14 protein-coding genes are annotated in these 18,607 nt (G+C 71.9%); 8 read left to right on the plus strand and 6 right to left on the minus strand.

Annotated elements, in window-relative coordinates:
* Window positions 1–3: 3 nt before the first annotated feature.
* Window positions 4–1,419 (minus strand): class II fumarate hydratase, encoded by a 1,416-nt coding sequence (gene fumC / locus NAEX_RS28740; RefSeq protein WP_096330677.1) that lies wholly within the window; start codon window positions 1,417–1,419, stop codon window positions 4–6.
* Between the two features lie 100 nt (window positions 1,420–1,519).
* Between fumC and NAEX_RS28745 the strand changes: the two genes are divergently transcribed.
* Entirely contained in the window at window positions 1,520–2,551 is a 1,032-nt protein-coding gene (locus NAEX_RS28745; protein WP_096330678.1) for a synaptic vesicle VAT-1 family membrane protein, read from the plus strand.
* 26 nt (window positions 2,552–2,577) lie between these two features.
* Here NAEX_RS28745 and NAEX_RS28750 read toward each other — a convergent pair whose 3' ends face one another.
* Complete coding sequence (locus NAEX_RS28750) at window positions 2,578–3,480, minus strand: hypothetical protein (RefSeq protein ID WP_096330679.1); 903 nt, start codon at window positions 3,478–3,480, stop codon at window positions 2,578–2,580.
* 482 nt (window positions 3,481–3,962) lie between these two features.
* On the opposite strand from NAEX_RS28750, the gene NAEX_RS48415 reads away from it, so the two are divergent.
* Window positions 3,963–4,367: a hypothetical protein gene (locus NAEX_RS48415; RefSeq protein ID WP_143140364.1), complete on the plus strand. Its 405-nt coding sequence runs from the start codon at window positions 3,963–3,965 to the stop codon at window positions 4,365–4,367.
* Window positions 4,368–4,379: 12 nt separating this feature from the next.
* Here the strand turns inward: NAEX_RS48415 and NAEX_RS28755 are convergent, their stop codons facing one another.
* On the minus strand, window positions 4,380–5,282 hold the full coding sequence (locus NAEX_RS28755) for a type I phosphomannose isomerase catalytic subunit (protein WP_096330680.1): 903 nt from the start codon (window positions 5,280–5,282) through the stop codon (window positions 4,380–4,382).
* A gap of 124 nt (window positions 5,283–5,406) precedes the next feature.
* Here NAEX_RS28755 and NAEX_RS28760 point away from each other — a divergent pair, with 124 nt between their 5' ends.
* From NAEX_RS28760 to NAEX_RS28770, 3 genes are all read left to right on the plus strand, one after another.
* Entirely contained in the window at window positions 5,407–5,937 is a 531-nt protein-coding gene (locus NAEX_RS28760) for a QcrA and Rieske domain-containing protein (RefSeq protein ID WP_170136084.1), read from the plus strand.
* Window positions 5,937–7,640 carry a cytochrome b N-terminal domain-containing protein gene (locus tag NAEX_RS28765; protein WP_096330682.1) on the plus strand — a complete coding sequence of 568 codons (1,704 nt, stop codon included), beginning with the start codon at window positions 5,937–5,939 and terminating at the stop codon, window positions 7,638–7,640. Before NAEX_RS28760 ends, NAEX_RS28765 begins: the two co-directional genes overlap by 1 nt.
* Before the next feature lie 427 nt (window positions 7,641–8,067).
* A complete protein-coding gene (locus tag NAEX_RS28770) occupies window positions 8,068–9,027 on the plus strand; it encodes an ADYC domain-containing protein (protein ID WP_096330683.1) in 960 nt (319 codons plus the stop codon).
* A gap of 97 nt (window positions 9,028–9,124) precedes the next feature.
* Here NAEX_RS28770 and NAEX_RS28775 read toward each other — a convergent pair whose 3' ends face one another.
* Window positions 9,125–11,602, minus strand: coding sequence for a serine/threonine-protein kinase (locus tag NAEX_RS28775; protein WP_100792846.1), 2,478 nt, complete (start codon window positions 11,600–11,602; stop codon window positions 9,125–9,127).
* 655 nt (window positions 11,603–12,257) lie between these two features.
* Between NAEX_RS28775 and NAEX_RS28780 the strand changes: the two genes are divergently transcribed.
* Entirely contained in the window at window positions 12,258–13,034 is a 777-nt protein-coding gene (locus NAEX_RS28780; RefSeq protein ID WP_096330685.1) for a hypothetical protein, read from the plus strand.
* Window positions 13,035–13,038: 4 nt separating this feature from the next.
* Here NAEX_RS28780 and NAEX_RS28785 read toward each other — a convergent pair whose 3' ends face one another.
* Window positions 13,039–14,727 (minus strand): metallophosphoesterase family protein, encoded by a 1,689-nt coding sequence (locus NAEX_RS28785; RefSeq protein ID WP_096330686.1) that lies wholly within the window; start codon window positions 14,725–14,727, stop codon window positions 13,039–13,041.
* A gap of 824 nt (window positions 14,728–15,551) precedes the next feature.
* Here NAEX_RS28785 and NAEX_RS28790 point away from each other — a divergent pair.
* Together NAEX_RS28790 and NAEX_RS28795 are read left to right on the plus strand one after the other, a co-directional pair.
* On the plus strand, window positions 15,552–16,364 hold the full coding sequence (locus tag NAEX_RS28790) for a hypothetical protein (protein WP_096330687.1): 813 nt from the start codon (window positions 15,552–15,554) through the stop codon (window positions 16,362–16,364).
* A 129-nt stretch (window positions 16,365–16,493) separates the two neighbouring features.
* A complete protein-coding gene (locus NAEX_RS28795; RefSeq protein WP_096330688.1) occupies window positions 16,494–18,143 on the plus strand; it encodes a globin family protein in 1,650 nt (549 codons plus the stop codon).
* Between the two features lie 206 nt (window positions 18,144–18,349).
* Here the strand turns inward: NAEX_RS28795 and NAEX_RS53940 are convergent, their stop codons facing one another.
* Window positions 18,350–18,580, minus strand: coding sequence for a helix-turn-helix domain-containing protein (locus NAEX_RS53940; protein WP_096333764.1), 231 nt, complete (start codon window positions 18,578–18,580; stop codon window positions 18,350–18,352).
* Window positions 18,581–18,607 lie beyond the last annotated feature (27 nt).

The raw sequence follows: 18,607 nt of genomic DNA on the forward strand, positions 1-18,607 counted from the left end.
GTCCTAGCGGTCGCCCTCGGGCGCGATCATGGCCTCGGGGCGGACGTAGCGGTCGAACTCCTCGGCCGACAACAGGCCGAGCGCGACGGCGGCCTCCTTCAGCGAGGAGCCGTCCTTGTGCGCCTTCTTGGCGATCTTGGCGGCGTTGTCGTAGCCGATGTAGGGGTTCAGCGCGGTGACGTTCATCAGGCTCTGCTCGAGGTTGTGCGCCAGCTTTTCGCGGCGCGGCTCGATGCCCTCGGCGCAGAACTCGCGGAAGTTGCGGCAGGCGTCGCCGAGCAGGCGGGTCGAGTGCAGCGTGTTGTGGATGATGAGCGGCTTGTAGACGTTGAGCTCGAAGTTGCCGCTCATGCCGCCGATGTTGACGGCGACGTCGTTGCCGAGCACCTGGGCGCACACCATCGTCATGGCCTCGCACTGGGTCGGGTTGACCTTGCCGGGCATGATCGACGAGCCGGGCTCGTTCTCGGGGATGGTGAGCTCGCCGAGGCCGCAGCGCGGGCCGGAGGCGAGCCAGCGGATGTCGTTGGCGATCTTGGTCAGGGCGCAGGCGAGGGTCTTGAGCGCGCCGTGGAGGCCGACCAGCGCCTCGTGGCCGGCCAGCGCGGCGAACTTGTTCGGCGCGGTGACGAACGGCAGGCCGGTCAGCGCGGCGATCTGCTTGGCGCTGGTGACGGCGTAGTCCTTGTGCGTGTTGAGGCCGGTGCCGACGGCGGTGCCGCCGAGCGCGAGCTCGTAGACCCGCGGCAGGGCGTTCTCGATCGCGCGGCGGGCGTCGTCGAGCTGCTGGACGTAGCCCGAGAACTCCTGGCCGAGCGTGATCGGGGTGGCGTCCTGCAGGTGGGTGCGCCCGACCTTGACGATGTCGGCGAAGGCGGCGCTCTTGGCGGCGAGGACGTCGCGCAGGGCGCCCAGCCGCGGCAGCAGGTGATGCACGACCTGCTCGGCGGCGGCGATGTGCATGGCCGTCGGGAAGGTGTCGTTCGACGACTGGCCGCGGTTGACGTCGTCGTTGGGGTGGATCGGCTTCTTGCTGCCGAGGACGCCGCCGGCGAGCTCGATCGCGCGGTTGCCGATGACCTCGTTGGCGTTCATGTTGGTCTGCGTGCCGCTGCCCGTCTGCCACACGCGCAGCGGGAAGTGAGCGTCGAGGTCGCCGGCGATCACCTCGTCGGCGGCGCGCACGATCAGGTCGACCTTGTCCTTGGGCAGCATGCCGAGCTCGCCGTTGGCCAGCGCGGCGGCCTTCTTGAGGATCCCGAGCGCCCGGATCATCGGCCGCGAGAAGCGGTCGTCGCCGATGTCGAAGTGGTGGAGCGAACGCTCGGTCTGGGCGCCCCAGTAGTGGCCGCTCGCCACCTGGATCGGGCCCATGCTGTCGGTCTCGGTGCGGCTGTCTTCCTTTGCGCCTGCGGTCATGCGCCGGGCAAGCTAACACCATCAGCGTCACAGAGGTGGGCCTTTGTCGCTACAAGTTCACGACTTGACCGCACGCGCGCTCCCGGGCGAGGGTCGGCGCATGCGCAAGGTTGTGATCTCCGCCCCGGGCGGACACGAGCGGCTGACCCTGGTCGATACGGAGGCGCCCCGACCCGCGCCCGGCGAGGTCCGGATCGCGGTGACGGCCATCGGGGTCAACTACGCCGACTGCGTGGTCCGCATGGGCCTTTACGCGTCGGCGCAGGAGTTCGTCGGCTGGCCGATCACGCCGGGCTTCGAGGTCGCAGGGGTGGTCGACGCCCTCGGCGAGGGCGTGACCGGGCTCGCGGTCGGGGCCGAGGTCGTGGCCGTGACCCGCTTCGGCGGCTACGCGTCGTCGCTCTGCGTGCCGGCCCACCGGGTGTTCCCGGTGCCCCCGGGCCTGTCCCTCGCCGAGGCGGCGGCGGTGCCCGCGGTGTATCTGACGGCCTGGTACGCGCTCCACGCGCTGGCTCACGCCCGCAAGGGCGAGACGGTGCTGGTCCACTCGGCCGCCGGCGGAGTCGGCGGCGCCCTGTGCCAGTTCGGCCGTCGCGCCGGCTGCCACGTGATCGGGGTGGTCGGCGGCCCGCACAAGGTCGCGGCGGCGGCCGCCGCCGGGGCCGACGTGGTGATCGACAAGTCGCGCACGCCGCTGTGGCCGGCCGTGAAGGCGGCCGCGCCCGCCGGGCTCGACGTCGCCTGCGACGCCAACGGGCCCGAGACGCTGCGCCACAGCTACCGCCACCTGGCCGCCGGCGGGCGCCTGATCGTGTATGGCTTTCACACCATGCTCCCGAGGACAGGCGGCAAGCCCAACCTGCTCAAGCTGGCCCTCGGGTTCGTGCGCACGCCGTGGTTCTCGCCGCTGGCCTTGACGAACGAGAACCGCGGGGTGCTCGGCTTCAACCTGTCGTACATGTTCCACCGCGCGCCGCTGCTGATCGAGGGGATGGCGGCGATCTCCGCGGGGCTCGCGGCCGGGGAGCTGCGCCCGCCGCCGATCACGACCTATCCCTTCGAGCAGGTGGCCCAGGCGCACCGTGACCTCGAGTCGGGGCGCACGATCGGGAAATTGGTGCTGCTGACCTGAAGGTCAGGTGTGACGATTGCGGCCGCTCAGATCTTGCAACCGCACTTGCACTCGTCGGGCTGGTCGGGGTCGTCGGCGACGCACAGGGTCCAGCCGGTCGGCTTGGGGCCGCAGATCGTGGTGACCTCGACGACGCCGTCGACCTCGCGCCAGTAGACGGGGTCGGTCCAGCCCATGCAGTAGCCCTGCTCGACGTAGGGCAGGCTGATCTCGTCGCAGGAGGTGCTGTTGAGATCGGTGCCGGGCAGGCAGACGTCTTGCCACGGCGGGTCGTCGCAGGCGCCGTCGAGCGGGCCCTCCTGCGAGACGGTGAACCACCCGCAGGCGAACTGGCCGGCGGCGGCGGCGTTGCTGCAGCTGTTCTCGCTGGTGATGGCGCCGCAGAACTCCTCCATCCGCTCGGGACAGTCGAGGGCGGCGGAGGTGCAGAGACAGGCGAGCGGGCCGTCGCAGTCGCAGGTGTTCCACTCGGGGCCGAGGTCGGTCGGGGTGAACGGGAACTGCAAGACCTCGATGTCGCCGTTGTCGTCGCGCCACACGCTGGTGAGCCCGCCCGCGGTGTCCTTCGGGACGCAGAAGCCGCGGATGTCGCCCTGGCAGCCCTGCGTGCCGTGGGTGTAGCCGACGATCTGGGCCCACTCGCAGCCGTTCAGGACGCACTCCGACTCCTCGGTGTAGGGCGAACAGTTGCTCGGCGGCGGGCCGGTGGTGGTGTCGTCGGTGGTGCTGCTCGCCGTGTCGTCGGTGGTGGTCGGCGTCCCGGTCGTGGTGGTGCTCGTCGGCTCGCCCGTGGTCATCGTCGTCGTGGTGGTGACGGGCGCGCTGGTGGTGTTGGTGTCGGTGCCGAGCGTGAAGTTGCTGCCGCCGTCGTCGCCACACGCGACGACGAGCAGGAGGACGCACGAGAGTAGGCGATAGGGCGAGGTCATGCGGTCGACTATACGCCAGCGGCCCTGGGCGAGGCGAGGGCGCGGCAGAGGGACCGATCGGGCGCGAGCGAGGTGACGGCGGCGTCAGAATTCACCAGCCGCGGCGCCCCGGGCGCTGGGCCTGCAGGCCGCTCCAGGGCCGCCGCGGCCCGCGTGCGCGGACCCGGGCGAACCCGCGCAGGGCTGTCCGAAGGAGCAGGTGAAGCGTCGCCCGGGTCGTCGACGGCGGCGGTGCTGGTGCGGCCGAACCGTCGGTCGCACCGACCGCCGGCGACGCGGACCTCGACCGTGTCGTCGTCGATGCGGGCGCGGCTCATGACGAGCTCCGTCGCCCTCGGAGTGGTCGGGCGTCACGCCGGCCTGCAGGACCGGGTCGATCCAGCGCGCCCGGGCGCCGTCGATGACGAGCTCCCACGCGCCCTCGGCCGTGCATGCGTCGCTCGCCGTCGCGCTGCAGGTCGCCGCCTCGGCGGGCGCTCGCCGTGGACGTCGAGGTCGTCGCGTCGCCGCCGATCGTCGGGGCCGATCCGCCGCGACTGCTGGTCTCGGGTGACGGTCTTGGGGCCGTCGAGCGGGGAGTCGAAGGCGACGGCGCGGGTGCGGGCGCCGGCGGAGGTGCGGCCGTTGTACTCGCAACCGTCGTCCGACGTGCCGAGATCGATCTCGACGGTGCTGCCGGCGACGGTGACGAGGGAGCGCACGCCGTGAAGTCGGTGGTGAGCCCGGCGGGCTCTTTCTTCAGCGGCGCGGGCCTGGCCCTCGGCGACGCATCTCGAGCACGGCTCGCGCATCTCGGCGTTGGTGGCGCCCGGGGCCCCCGATCGCCCGCGGTAGGCGAGGGGCACGCATCGAGGTGGTTCGCGGACGCGACGGCCGCGACCCCGTGACTGCCGACGAGGTCAGGCGTGGACGCGGCCGAGGGCGACGAGGCCGTCGTCGGGGACGTGGAGCGCGAGCGGTCCGCGGACGGCGAGCAGGAGGTGCGCCTCGCGGAGCACCTCTTTACGATCATCGGCGCGCGCGGTCGCGGTCCCGCGCGCGCCGACGATCAAGGTCGGCTCGCCGATCTCGCGCGCGTGGTCGCCGGGACCGAGCAGCTCGAGCTCGACGTGGGCGCCGCGCAAATGTGGCGTGGCGTCGCCGGGGCGCCACAGCTGAGGTCGGGCGGCGACGTCCAGCGTCGCCAGCGCCGCCTCGACGTGCAGCGGGCGCCCGCTGCCGTAGTCGTACAGGCGGTACGTGCAGTCCGAGGGTTGCTGGATCTCCGCCAGCAGGATCCCGGCGCCGATCGCGTGGACCGTGCCCGCGGGGACGAGCACCACCAGGCCGGGGGTGACGACATGTTCTTCGAGACAGGCGACGATGTCGCCGTCCTCGGCGGCGCGCGCGAGGTCGTCGCGGCTGACGCCGGGGCGGACTCCGGCCCATAGACGGGCGCCCGGGTCGGCGTCCAGCACGATCCACGCCTCCTCCTTGCCCGGCAGGAGCGCGCCGGGGCGCGCGGGGTCGGGGCGATCGTCGGGGTGGACCTGAACGCTGAGCGGCAGCGCGGTGTCGATGAGCTTGGCGAGGAAGGGCAGCGGTCCGCCGAGGACGTCGCCGAGGCGGCGACCGCCGAGCGCGAGGCTCTCGTGGCCGGGGAGGGTGGAGAACTGCCACAGCTCGCCGATGCTGCGACCGCCGAGCTGCGCGTGCGCGCGGCCTTCCAGCAGCCGGGCCAGGCGGTGGCCGCCCCAGCGGGTCTCCTGGATCGTCTCGGGAGCGAGCTCGGGGGAGAGCAGCGCGGGGACGGCGGCGGGCATGCGCGCAGGGTAGCGTGGGTCGCGGGCGGTCGGGTATCCTGGGGGGGCCGCCGTGGGCGGCAGGAGGGTCATGTCGAGCCGAGAACGCGGTCACGGAGCGGGGCACGGAGCTGAATCTCGGGACATGTCCTCCGGGTCAGGAGGCGAGCCGGACGCCGGGCGCCGCGGGGTGTTGAAGCTGGGGATCGGGGCGCTCGGGCTCGGGCTGGCGGCGGTGCCGGCGGTGCCGGCGATCGGCTACCTGCTGTTCCCGACCGGCTCGAAGGCCGGGGAGGGGGCGTTCCTGCCGGCGGGCAAGCGATCGGCGTTCGCCGGGGCGGTGCCGGTGCGGGTCGACCTGTACGCCGACAAGGTCGACGCGTGGAACAAGACGCCCGACGTGAAGCTGGGCTCGTGCTGGGTGCTCGAGCGGGACGGGGCGCTGCAGGCGTTCTCGACGGTGTGCCCGCACCTCGGCTGCGCGGTCGACTTCGACGCCGAGGCGCAGAAGTTCAAGTGCCCGTGCCACCGCTCGGCGTTCGGGCTCGACGGGTCGGTCGAGGCCGGGCCGTCGCCGCGGCCGCTCGACTCGCTCGAGGTCAAGGAAGAGAACGGGCTGGTGGCGATCCGGCTCGTGCGATACCGCCAGGGCGTGGCCCAGAAGGAGCCGGTCTGATGGCGCTGCTCGACTGGCTCGACGAACGCACCGGGATCCGCGCGGCCACCCGCCTCATGCTCGAGGAGGACGTGCCCGGCGGCGCGCGGCTGCGCTACGTGTTCGGCTCGGTGCTGGTGTTCCTGTTCATGCAACAGGTGGTGCTCGGCATCCTGCTGGCGTTCTACTACAGCCCCTCGGCGACCGACGCGTGGGCGAGTACGGCGTATCTCAACGACCAGGTGACGTACGGGTGGTTTCTCCGCGGGCTGCACCACCACGGGTCGTCGGCGATGGTGGTGGTCGTGGTGCTGCACCTTCTGCAGGTGGTGTTCGCCGGGGCGTACCGCAAGCCGCGCGAGGTCAACTGGTGGACCGGGCTGGTGATGGGGGCGATCGTGCTGGCGTTCGCGCTCACCGGCTACCTGCTGCCGTGGGACCAGAAGGGTTACTGGGCCACGCAGGTGGCGACCGGGATCATGGGGTCGGTGCCCGGGGGCGAGCCGCTGCAGCAGTTCGTGCAGGGCGGCCCGGAGTACGGCAACCTGACGTTGACGCGGTTCTTCGCGCTGCACGTGTTCGTGCTGCCGATCGCGCTGGCGGGGCTCCTGGGGGTCCACCTGCTGCTGTTCCGCAAGCACGGGGTGACGCCGCCCGACCTGCCGGAGGCCGAGCTGCAGCGCAAGACGCAGCCGTTCTGGCCCAATCAGCTGTTCCTCGACGTGCTGGCGATGGCGGTGTGCGCGGCGGTCCTGGTCGGCCTGACGGTCAAGACCCATGGAGCCGAGCTGTTCGCCCCGGCCGATCCGGCCAGTAACTTCGTGGCCCGGCCCGAGTGGTACTTCCTGTTCCTGTTCCAGCTGCTCAAGTACTTCCAGGGGCCGCTGCAGATCGTGGCGACGGTGCTGCTGCCGGGCGCGGCGGCGGTGTACCTGTTCGCGCTGCCGTTCGTCGACCGCGCCAAGTCGCGAGCGGTGCGCTCGCGCTGGGCGGTGCTGTCGGGGGTCGGACTCCTCATGGCCGCGGTGACGGCGTTGACGGCGGTGGCGATCGTCGAGGACAACAACAACGAGTCGTTCCAGCACGGCGTCGAGCAGGCCCACGCCGAGGCCACGCGCGCGCGCGCGCTCGCGCGAGAGGGCGTGCCGCCGGTCGGCGGGGTCGCGGTGTTCGACAACGATCCCGAGCAGAAGACCCGCAACCTGTTCAAGGAGCATTGCGCGACCTGCCATACCCTCGAGGGCAAGGGCAGCGAGGAGGCGCCGACGCTCGACGGCTTCACCAGCCGCGAGTGGCTGACGGCCCTGGTCCGCAACCCGCGAGATCGTCGCTTCTACGGGGCGACCAAGCACAACACCATGGAACCGCTGACCACCGAACAAGCCAGCGACGAGGAGCTGGCGGCGGTGGCGGAATACCTGGTCAGCCTGTCGGGGGCCAGCGCGGCGGCGAGCGTGGACGCGGCGATGGTCGCTCGCGGCAAGGAGCTGTGGGACAAGAAGCTCGAGTGCTCGTCGTGCCACGAGGTCGAGGCGGGCAAGGACAGCACCGGGCCGACGCTGGCCGGCCGAGGTTCGCCCGCGTGGGTCGCTCGCATCATCCGCGACAGCAGTCAGAAGGACCTGTACGGTGATACCGCGGAGATGCCCAAGTTCGCCGACAAGCTGACGCAGGAGCAGATCGAGGCGCTCGCGCAATTCGTGGCGACACGCAAGACCCCTTGATCGCGGGTCGGGGCGGCGGCAGGGGCTCGGTCCGTTGAGGGACGCGGGCCCCTGTTCTCGTCTTGATGTCGTGCGAACATTCGACAGATCTTGTTTCGAAGTTTTCAAAGCCCGCACGAGCATTCTTGAAGGCGCATCTCAGGGTGATATCGAGCCCGACGGCGTCGTCAGCGGAAACGTCTCGGGCGGGCCGCGCGCCGCGACGTCGGCCCCGTTGGTCGCGGCTGCCGCGCAGATCTGGTGTCTCCAGAGACAGCTCATGTGATTGAGTCGATGTGGCGAATGCATGAAATGTCAATCGTGTCGCGCTCGCGAGTCGACGCGGCCACCCGTCGGGTCGCCCGCCCCGCCGAGGATTCATCCCGACCCAAGTACGCTGATGGGCGAGGGGGACTCGAGCATGCGGAGGTATCGGCATATACAAGCGATGACGGTCGCGCTGACCGTGGGTGGTTGCGACGAAGCCGTCGTCGGGTTCGAGGACGTCACCGGGGGCGAGGAGGCACGGCTGCGCGCGCTCCACGACAACGGAGTCGAGCTGAACGGGACCCGCTTCAATGGTACCCGTTTCAACGGGGCCTGGTTCAACGGCGCGAGGCTGATCAGCGCCAGCATCAGCGACGGCCTGGCGAAGTCGAACCTGAGCGACTGGTCGCTGGTGCCCGGCACCAGCATGCTGCAGGCGTACGACGTCAAGGGGGTGTGGTACCGCGGCGCCGACCTCGCGGGGGCGCGGTTACAGTGGCTCGTCGACGACGGCGGGAACGAGCCGGCGGCCGTGCAGCTGAGCATCGTGGACGTGACGCAGAGCGCGGACCGACCTGATATTTATTTCACCGACGTCGACGTCCGCATCGATGAGGGCAAGTGGGACTCGCTGTGCAGCGACGGCGAGGGCGACCCGACCTCGGCGATCGTGGTGCCCGGATACTTCGACTCGGTCACCGCCGACTGGCGGCCGGATGAGCACGGCGAAATCGCCTTCGCCTGCCGCGGGACCGCCGCCGGCAAGTGCCTCGAATGGGGCTACCGAATGTGGGCGGAGCACGGCGGCTTATCGCTCGCCGACCACTATCGCGCCTGTACTCGCATGGTCCGCGCCGACTACTGCGGCAACAACGTGACGCACACGGAGAACGGCACACCGATCGACGTTTCGGACGGGCTCTCGCCGGCGATCCTCGCGCCGGAGACGGACTGGCAGATCGAGGCCAAGTGGGGGCCGCACGGGGCGGTGTGCCTCAATCAGCCGCGCAAGCTGGCCCACACGCGCGCCGCGGTGATCGCCGAGTGCGAGGCGGCCGGCCGCGGCACGCTGCCGCCGTGCGCCGACGACGACCCCGGCGAGCACGGCGGGCTGCTGATCTCGCAGGCCGAGCCGAGCTGACGCGCGGAGGGCCGACGCGAGCCGCCTGCGTCGCGGCTCGCGGGCTCTTCGTGTGATTCGGGGGATCCCTGCCGGCGATCCTCTCGCCCCGCGCAGGTCAAAGCCCGGCGGGCTTCGGGCCGGTCGCGGCGCCGTGCTCGCGCGCGTGGAGCCACTCACGCGCGACGCGGCGGCGGTGATCGTCGCGGAGCACCATCGCGTCGTGCTCGGCCTCGTGGGCCAGCACGAGCGCCCGGGGGCGCTCGTCGGGCGCGTGCTCCCACAGCATCTGCGCGTACGACAGCCGGGTCCGGTAGCGGGCGGCCGAGTGGCCGCGGCGCTCGCCGAGCTCGTACGCCCGCTGCACCCTGGCGAGCCCGCCGGCGACGTCGCCGTCGCGGATGTCGAGCAGGCCGGCGACGCACTGCTGCTCGGCGGCGATCGGGTTGTCGTGGCCGATGATCGTGGTCCAGGCGTCGAGCGAGCCGGCCAGCGACTCGCGGGCCCGCTCGTACTCGCCGTTGTCGAACTGCACGAGCGCGAGGTTGGCCAGCGTCTGCAGCGTGTGCGGGTGCTGCTCGCCGACGGCGTCGCTGAAGACGTCGATCGATTGGCGGAGCAGCTCACCGGCCTCGGAGAAGCGGCGCCGCTCCTGCAGGTCGACGCCGAGGTTGCAGAGGGTCATGGCGATCTCGGGGTCGTGCGGCGGGAGGATCGACCGGCGAAATTGCAGGTTCTCCTGGTGAAGCGCCTCGGACTCGGCGTGGCGGCCCTGCTGGAACCGCAGCACCGCCAGGTTGTTGCGCAGCTCGCCGACCAGCCGGCTGCGCGGGGCGATCCGGTCGAGCAGGGCACCTGCCCGTTCGGCCATGCGGTCGGCCGACTCGAACGAGTCGGCCGCGTGGGCCAGCACGTACACCTCCTTGACCATCGCCCGCGCCAGCACCTCCTCGTGGTCGCTGCGAGTGGCGGTGACGATCGCGCGCCACAGCTCGTTCTCGGCGGCCAGGGTGTCGCCGGACTCCGCCAGCAGCGAGCCGCGCCGCAGGTGGGCCTCGGCCAGTACCGGCTGGTAGTCGAGCGCCTGGGCGTCGCGCACCGCCTTTTCGGCCAGCGCCAGGCCGCGCGGGATCTGCCCGGCGCGCTCCAGCGCGTCGATGTGGGCCAGCTTGAGGCGCAGGGTCTCGACCCGCGTGGGCGCCGTCGGGTCGCGCAGGGCGTCGATGCGCTTCCACTCGTCGAGCAGCTGAATCGGGTCGCCGCAGCCGGCGACCGGGGTCAGCGAGCGGACCGCGTCGACGGCGTAGGTCAGCGTCGAGGGCTCGGCCTCGGCGAGCACGTCGACGCGCGCGGCCAGCTCGGTGCGGCGCCGCTGCAGGCACGACATGCGCAGGTCGAGGACCATGTCGGATTGCTCGCCGCGGTGGTGGGCCAGGCAGGCCTCTTCGTGCATGGCCTTCCAGTCGGCGGCGTAGCCGTCGAGGGCGTCGCGGGTGAGGACCGAGGTCTGGGCGGCGAACGGGAGGTCGGTGGCGAGGAAGGCCTCGTGCAGGGCGCGGCCGCGGCTGGCGTCCCACACGCCGGCGAGCTTGTCGTCGGCGCCCTGGCAGACGGGGGCGGCCTGGGTGAACACGAAGGCGGCGACGCCGAGGGCGAGGCCGGCGAGGCCGGCGATCATGCGCCTGCGGCCGCGCACGCGGTCGAGCTCGGCGAGCAGGGCGTCCATCGACGGGAACCGGCGGGTGGGGTCGCGGGCGAGGCCCCGCATCGTCAAGTCTTGCAGCCACTGCGGCACCATCGTCAGCACCGGCGGCGGCAGCACCTTGCCGAGCAGGACGCTCTGGCGCAGCTCGTCGACGGTCTCGCCGACGAACGGGCGCCGGCCGAACAGCGCCTCGTAGAGGGCGACGCAGAACGAGAACTGGTCGCTGCGCGCGTCGGCCGGGATGCGCATGAACTGCTCCGGCGCCATGTACTTGGGCGTGCCGATCAGCGAGCCCATCGCCGTCAACTTGGCGAGCGCGGGGTTCGAGCGCGAGGCCATCGAGATCTGCTCCGGCAGCGGCGAGTCGGCCGAGCGCGCCAGGCCGAAGTCGGCGACGAACACCCGGCCCTGGCCGTCGATCAGGACGTTGTCCGGCTTGAAGTCGCGGTGCACCAGGCCCGCCGCGTGGGCCGCCGCCAGCCCGCGCCCCGCCTGCGCGAACACTTGCAAGATCTCCGACCAGCTCCGCGCCTGCTCCGAGAGCCATGTCCTCAAGGTCTGGCCCTGCACGAACTCGAGGGCGATGAAGTCGAGGCCGCCCCACTCGCCGACGTCGTAGACCTGGACCACGTTGGGATGCGACAGCTGGGCCAGGGCCTTGGCCTCGCGCAGCAGGCGGGCGCGCGCCTGGCTGTGATCGGCCCCCGGCGCGCGCAACAGCTTCAGCGCGACCTTGCGGTCGAGCGCCTCGTCGTAGGCGCGGTACACCACCCCCATCGCTCCGGCGCCCTGACGGCCGAGCACGACGAACCGCCCGATCCGTACGACCTCACTGGGGTCGGCCGTGGTGTCGTCGGAGGGGGAGTCTGCATTCGTCGTGGACAGCAGCACCGACCACTTAAGGCTAGGATCGGAATGCGAAGGTACGCAAGGGACGGTTCAAGCGGCGCTGGGCACAGGAACGCGGGTAACCTCGCTGGGGTCGCGGGCCCGCCGAGGTGTGGGTCGAACGCCGCCATAAAGATTCGCATTATTTGCGGTGCGGCCGGTGTGGTGATTCGCAGCGGCGGTCGGTGTCGGTAATCTTCACGGTCGCGAGCGCCGCGAGGCGGCGCCGCCGGCCCGAGGGACGCGCGGGCGATTCGACGGGGGCGGCGGTATGGCCGTTCGCGGGCGCCGAACGGCGGTCGAGGCCGAGTGAACAAACGAGGCGGCGGCCCCCTCGCGCTGCGGCGGGGCTCGAGCGGGCCGCGGAGCACGGAGGGCGCCGCGGACGTGCCGTTCGCGGGCGAGCCCTCGCGAATGTGTGTAGTCGACGGGGCCGCCTCGCGCGAAGACTCGTGCCATTCGCGAGGGAGGACCTGGCGCTCGATTCGCCGCGACGGCCCGGCCCTCGGCCCGGCGCGGACGTGACCTGCCTCGAGAGACAGGTAGCCGGTCGACCCGGGTGGCGGCGGCGGGGCGACGCGGAGGCTGCGCTGCAGCGGGCGGTCGAGGCGAGCGCGGGCGGCTTGCGCGGGGCCGCCCTTGTTGATATTGCCCAGAAATGGACTTTCGCTTGCTGAGCCTCTGCACCCTGGTCTGCATGATCCTGAGCGCGGCCTGTACCGACCGCGACCCGCTCGACAGCGCGACGATGGCCGCGACTGGCGACCCGAGCGGCGACCCCGGCGGCGATCCGACCGGAGAGCCGCCGACCGACCCGCCCAGCGATCCGGGGACGACGACGGGGGATGTGCCGACGCCGACGACCGCGGTCGACACCGGCGACCTGCCGACGACGGGCGGATCGACCTCGGCCGATCCGACGATGACGAGCGGCTCGACCACCGGCGACGCGCCGGTGGAGTCGGGGCAGTACCTGCTGGCGGTCTCGACCAGCGTCGCGCCGGAGCTGCCGATCCAGTTCATCGCCACCAACACGGTGAGCGGCGCGCCGGGCCAGCAGGTGTTGCACCTCGAGCTGCAGCCGCTGGCGCTCGATCAGGGCAAGGTAACGACGCCGCGCACGCCGGTCGGCGAGCCGCTGGTGTTCGAGGCGATCCCGGTGACCGACGGGATCTTCAAGTTCGACCTCGGGGTGGTGATGATCGCCGGCGCGGCCAACCCGATCACGGGCGGCGACATCACCGCTCAGCTGGCGATGGTCGGTGAATTCGTCGACCAGGACTTCTTCTGCGGGACGGTGGACGGCGAGGTGACGGCGCCGCTGATGACGAGCCTGACCGGCTCGACGTTCGCGGCGGTGCGCGTCGCCGACCCGAGCGACCTTCCGGTCGAGGTGACCCTCGACTGCTCGGGCGACACCGTCCTCGACCCCTGATCGCTCAGGCGTGCGGGGTGATGTCGATCTCGGGCGTGCTGCTGAAGAAGTTGTTGCGCTGGGGGTCCTGGTAGCGGGCGTAGTCGATCGCCCACGGGACGGCCTCGACCAGGCCGTCCTTGCTGGTGACGGTGAGCGCCATCGGCCGGACGTCGCGGTAGTTGCTGTCCTGCGGGAGGTCGTCGTTGGTGGCGCCGCCGGCCGAGAACAGGGTGAAGAGGCGGACGTCGGCGTCGGCGTAGTGGTTCTTGAAGCCGGCGTTGACCTTCTCGTGGCCGCGCACCAGCACGTTGCAGCCGATCCGCTGCATGAACTTGCGGAACTGCAGGCGGCCGAAGGCGAACCGCGCCGAGGCCTTCTGCAGCTCGTCGGGGACGATCTCGGCCTTGCTCGGGTCGCTCCACAGCATCTGGAAGCGGATGTCCTCGCGGTTGAGCGACGACAGGTCGGCCCACTTCTCGGCGATCAGGCTGTCGCGCGGGATGCCGGCGTGGACGAACAGCATCTGGTCGAACAGCAGCATGTTCGGCATGGCGTCGAAGAAGTCGAGGAAGCGGCCGAACACGTCGGCGCCGAGGTGCGGGGTGAGGCTGTTGATCGCCTCGGCCGGACGGACGCCGCCGTACACCTTGCCCTGGTACTCGATGTAGTACTCGTGGTTGCCGCGCAGCACGAACACGTGGTCGGGCGCGGCGAGGAAGAGGTTCAAGATCGTGCGCAGGACGCCGTTGTAGCTGAAGCGCCCGCGGTCGATGTAGTCGCCGAGCAGGACCAGGCGGACGTCGGGGTTGTTGTCGGGGTCGGCCTTGAAGCGCCGCACCTTCTCGATGAAGTTGCTCTGGTGGACGGCGGCCTTGAGGCACGAGTAGCAGCCGTGCAGGTCGCCGAGCACGATGAGCTCGTACGGGCGGCCCGGCCTGGTCGGCAGGACGTAGACGTGCTCGTCGAGGAACTCGTCGCCGCCGGCGAAGTCGGCCACGCTGGCGTGACCCTCGAGCCGGCCGCGGCCGCGGACGCGGTACTCCTCCCACTTCTCCTCGACCTTGTCGAGCAGCGCGAGGTCGGCCGCGAACTGCCGCTGCAGCTGCGCCGGGTCGGCCGAGTAGTGGTACTCGAACTTGGCGAAGAACGGGTGGTTGTCCTGCGCCGGCAAGGCCAGCTGGATCGGGTCACGGACCTCGATGCTGACGCTCTCGAGCGCGCTGTCGTCGAGGATCAGCTCGGCGCCCAGCAGCTCGGCCAGGTCGTTGCGGAAGGCGGCCTCGTCCGGGTGCACCTGGCCGTCGGCCTCGATGAAGCGGTCGACCACGGCGAGCAGGCCCTTCCGGTTGGCCTCGTCCAGCTCCCGGAACATCTCGAAGCAGCGCAGCTTGAGCTGCGAGACGACGAACCGCTGCGGGTCCTCGCCGTCGGCGACGGCCTCGGTCAGGAGGTTCTTGATCTCGCGGTCGATCTCCTGGAACCGCTGGACGTAGTGCTCGTGCTGGTTCTCGATCCGCTCGAACCGCAGCTCGGGGTCGAGCGGGCCGCCCTCGTCGATCCTCGCGGTCACCAGCTCGCGCAGGAAGGCGCGCACGAACGCCTTCTCGCGGAGGTCGAACTCGCTGTCGATGTAGCCCAGCGTGGTGAGGTAGAAGATCAGGGCCTCGATCTGCTGCTCGGCGATGGCGGGATCGGAGTGGAGCTGGATCATGGGGCGACCGGCGCAACCATATCGCGGGGCCGCCCCCGACGCGGGCCCGGGCGCTCCCGGGTACGCCCGATCCGCGTTGCGCGGTTCCGCGCGAGCGGCCGCCGGCGCGTGTCTGCGCGCTCGTACGCGGTTCGCAACGCCGGGCGAGGAAGGAGTGACTTTTCGCCGACGTGCCGGCGGCCGAGGGCTCGCGCCGCGCGGGGCGAGAGGAGGCGGACACGTCGGGGACGCCGGCGCCGGTGGGGCGCCAGCGGGAGTGGTTCTGGGGACATGTGCTTTCGGACAGGCTGTGCGGTGAGCGGGGCAGGCGGAGCGGCGCGGGTGAGTCGGCGCCTGGCGGTCGCAGCGCTGCGACGGCGGCAGGGCGATGTCCCGGGCTCGCGGGCGAGGACCTCCTCGGCCTCACGGAGGCGGGTCGCCGCGAGCTCGCGCAGGCCGAGGCCGGGTCGTGGCAGACGCGAGCTCGGCGTCGCTGCCCTCCGCCGTCGCTCGTCCCCGGCTGGCGCGACATGCTCCGCGAAACATGTCGAAAGGGATAGGTGCACGACCGGGGCTTCCGAACATGTCCGTACGGACAGGCGGGGCGGCATCGCCGCGGCGGGGGGTGTGCGCGGATGTGCGATCTCCTGGCGCCCTTTGTCCGGCCGGGTCCGCATAAATGGCGGGCGGGGGGCGCGGCGGGGCCGGACCGTGGGGCGCACGCAGGCCGGCTGCGGGCCGGTTCGGCGGGAAAACCACGGCGGGCGACCGGGCCGCGGCGAGGCTTTTGGAAGAGGTGGGGTCTTCTGCTGAGGTCGGGCGGCAAATCTGGTAGCGTTTGCGCCTTGCGCTGCCACGCGTACCTCATACGCAGCGAGCGCTACCTCGACATCGAGGAGGTCTTGCTGCACCAACTGGCCACGGCCAGCCGCGAACAGGTCCTGGACCTGATCGGGCGCGACTTCCGTCGCGTCGAGCTGCTGAGCGGAGAGTGGCGCCTGCTGTTCACCCAGCCGCGCGTCCACGAGGCCTACCGCCCGACGATCGGCACCCCCCAGCGGCGAGTCGCGCGGATGATGGCGGCGCCCGACCAGCTGGCGCCGCTGGTCAACACGCTGTGGCAGCACGAGATCCGCGACCGCTGGCGGGCGATCACGTTCGGGCTGCAGCACCTCACCTGCGCCCTGCCGCTGGCCTCCGGCCTGGTCGGCGCGGTGTTCGTCGAGGAGCCGGACGCGTGGCTGTCGGCCGAGCCGACGCACGAGATCCTGGCGATCCACCCTGACGTGTTCGCGCTGATCGGGACGCAGATCCGCAAGCTCGCCGAGGAGGGCGACTGGCCCCAGATGGCCCGCCTGGCCGCCGACCACTGCGACTCGTCGGTCGAGTTCACCAGCGACAAGTGGATCGGGCTGCGCGAGCAGAGCGCCGCCAGGGCGCCCGCGCTGGTCCGCTACATGGACGGCTACCTGACGCCGCCCGAGCTGCACGAGAGCGTGGTCGCGGCGATGCGGCAGATGCTCGACGCGCACGCGCAGCCGAGCCTCGACGCGTGGCTGCGCGTCCACGCCGACCGGGCCCGCTACGCGCTGGTGTTCCGCGACATGCGCCGCGAACGCTCGCGGGCGTCGGCCCCGCTCTTGGTGGCGACCGGCTGACGGGCCCGGCCGGGCGATTGATATCGGTCCGCGACCGCGACGGTTTCGCCTCGCGGGCCGGCAGCGAACGGCCGCGGCGCGAACGGATTGCCGGCGGCGCGCGTGCGGGCTTCGTGCTTAGATGAGGCGATGCCGACGATCCCCGGGCGCGCTCTCGTCCTCGCGCTGGTCGCGGGCTGCGCCGACGACGTGGCCCAAACGACAGGTGAGCCGACGACCTCGGGCGAGGCGACGACGACCACGACGACCCGCGCGACGACCGAGTCGACGACGGCGCCCCCGGTGACGACGAGCACGGGGACGACCACCGACGAGGAGACGACGGCGACCGCCGAGCCGACCGCGGGCCTCACGACGGGGGCGATCGACGAGGCGCTGTGCATGCGCCTCGGCGGGCCGGACGGGGCGGAGGCGCTGGCGGTGGCGATCGCCGGGCAGGTCGCGGCCGACGAGCGGATCAACGCCTACTTCCTCAACGCGCAGTTCGACGGCGGCCGCTTCCTCGGCTGCCTGGTCGACCAACTGGCGACGCTCGCCGGCTGCCCGGGCGCGACCTACACCTGCAAGGGCATGAAGTCGGCCCACGCCGGGCTCGGGGTGTCGGCGATCGACTTCTCCGACTTCGTGGCCGACGTGGCGACCGCGCTCGACGCCCACCAGGCCGGGCCGGCGCCGCTGCTCACCGACGCCGACAAGGCGGCGCTGCTCGACGCGCTGGCGGCGATGGCGGCGGAGGTGGTCGAGGACGCCGGCGACGACGCGACGCTGTATCAGCGGCTCGGCCGCAAGCCGGGGCTGCAGGCGGTGGTCGGCTCGTCCGCGGCGCCGGGCTCGTGGCTGGGGGGGGTGCTGGCCGACGCGACGCTGTCGGGGTTCTTCGCCGGGGCGGACGAGGTGCGCTTCGGGACATGTCTCGTGAGACAGCTGGCGAGCGTCGACGGACCGGCGGTGTACGGCGAGGAGGTCGACCCGCCGCCGGGGATCGAGCCGGGCGTGAGCGCGGCGGCGCCGTGCCGGGCGATGCAGCCGGCCCACATGGGGGTGGAGAACGAGATGCTCGGCGGGGCGCCGATCACCTCGGCCGACTTCGTGGCGATGCTCGGCCACCTCGGCGTGGCGCTGGCCAACGCGGCCGCCGACGAGGACGACGCGGTGGCGCTGCAGAAGGCGCTCGAGCCGCTGTGCCCGGAGATGGTGGTCGACCCGGAGGACTGCCCGGGCGCGACCGAGGTCGAGGAGTTCGCGGAGGTCGACCTCGGGGCGGCGATCGAGGACGGCGCCTACGACGGCACGCCGACGTCGATGACCTGCGCGACGCTGACGGTGCCGGCAACCGGGTTCGACGTGGTCGCGGCGGTCGAGGTCGAGGTCGGGGTCGACACCGGCTACGCGGGCGACCTGACGATCAAGCTGCTGTCGCCGGCGGCCGAGACGGTGACGCTGGTCAGCCGCCCGGGCCTCGCCGAGGCGGCCGACGACGGCGACGGCTGCAGCGGCGACAACTCCAACCTCAGCGCCGCGGCGCCGCTGACGTTCAGCCTCGCGGGCGAGAAGGACGCGGAGCTGATGGGCGACGGGCTCGGCACCGACGAGGTGATCTGCGCCGACGACATGGCCTGCAGCTACACGCCGAACCCGGGCGCGGCGATCGGGCCCGATCTGGCCAGCCTGGCCGGCACGGCGGTCCCGGGCGAGTGGCAGGTGTGCGTCGGCGACAGCTGCGGCGGCTTCACGGCGACGCTGCAGCTGGCTCGCCTGCGGCTGACGCGAGGCAAGTGAGGCCGGACGACGGCGGCTGCATGGGCGTGCGCCGGCGAGGGCTGCCGAGGCGCGAGGAAAGAACGGGCCAGGGGCGGGCGGCCGAGGCGTTGCCCGCGACGGCAGCTCTCATGAAGGAAGACCGGGCGAGGGCGGCGGTTCGCCGCGGGCCGGCGCCGGGGACGAGGGGGAGGGTCCGGCGCCGGAGGTCGCGGGCAGGGAGCCGTTCACGGGTCGTTGAAGGCGCCGGGGACGAGGCAGGCGGCGAGGTCGCTGCGGCGGATGAAGACGCTGCGCCCGAGCCTGACGGAGGGGATCTGGCCGCGACTGATGCGGTGATAGATGGCCTTGCGGCTGGTCTTGAGCATGGTCGCGACCTCGTCGACCGTGAGCAGGTCGAGCGCCGCGGCGTTGTCTGAGCGAGGCTTCGCGCTTTTCCTATCCCCACGCGGGACCATCGGTTCCCTCCCCGTTCCCCGGGGTCA

Source organism: Nannocystis exedens, assembly GCF_002343915.1.
Lineage (GTDB): Bacteria > Myxococcota_A > Polyangia > Nannocystales > Nannocystaceae > Nannocystis > Nannocystis exedens.

Excerpts from the sequence above, each read along its gene's own strand:
- fumC (WP_096330677.1), bottom strand. The coding sequence starts at position 1,419 with ATGACCGCAGGCGCAAAGGAAGACAGCCGCACCGAGACCGACAGCATG.
- NAEX_RS28745 (WP_096330678.1), top strand. The coding sequence starts at position 1,520 with ATGCGCAAGGTTGTGATCTCCGCCCCGGGCGGACACGAGCGGCTGACC.
- NAEX_RS28750 (WP_096330679.1), bottom strand. The coding sequence starts at position 3,480 with ATGACCTCGCCCTATCGCCTACTCTCGTGCGTCCTCCTGCTCGTCGTC.
- NAEX_RS28755 (WP_096330680.1), bottom strand. The coding sequence starts at position 5,282 with ATGCCCGCCGCCGTCCCCGCGCTGCTCTCCCCCGAGCTCGCTCCCGAG.
- NAEX_RS28760 (WP_170136084.1), top strand. The coding sequence starts at position 5,407 with ATGTCCTCCGGGTCAGGAGGCGAGCCGGACGCCGGGCGCCGCGGGGTG.
- NAEX_RS28765 (WP_096330682.1), top strand. The coding sequence starts at position 5,937 with ATGGCGCTGCTCGACTGGCTCGACGAACGCACCGGGATCCGCGCGGCC.
- NAEX_RS28770 (WP_096330683.1), top strand. The coding sequence starts at position 8,068 with ATGACGGTCGCGCTGACCGTGGGTGGTTGCGACGAAGCCGTCGTCGGG.
- NAEX_RS28780 (WP_096330685.1), top strand. The coding sequence starts at position 12,258 with ATGGACTTTCGCTTGCTGAGCCTCTGCACCCTGGTCTGCATGATCCTG.
- NAEX_RS28785 (WP_096330686.1), bottom strand. The coding sequence starts at position 14,727 with ATGATCCAGCTCCACTCCGATCCCGCCATCGCCGAGCAGCAGATCGAG.
- NAEX_RS28795 (WP_096330688.1), top strand. The coding sequence starts at position 16,494 with ATGCCGACGATCCCCGGGCGCGCTCTCGTCCTCGCGCTGGTCGCGGGC.
- NAEX_RS53940 (WP_096333764.1), bottom strand. The coding sequence starts at position 18,580 with ATGGTCCCGCGTGGGGATAGGAAAAGCGCGAAGCCTCGCTCAGACAAC.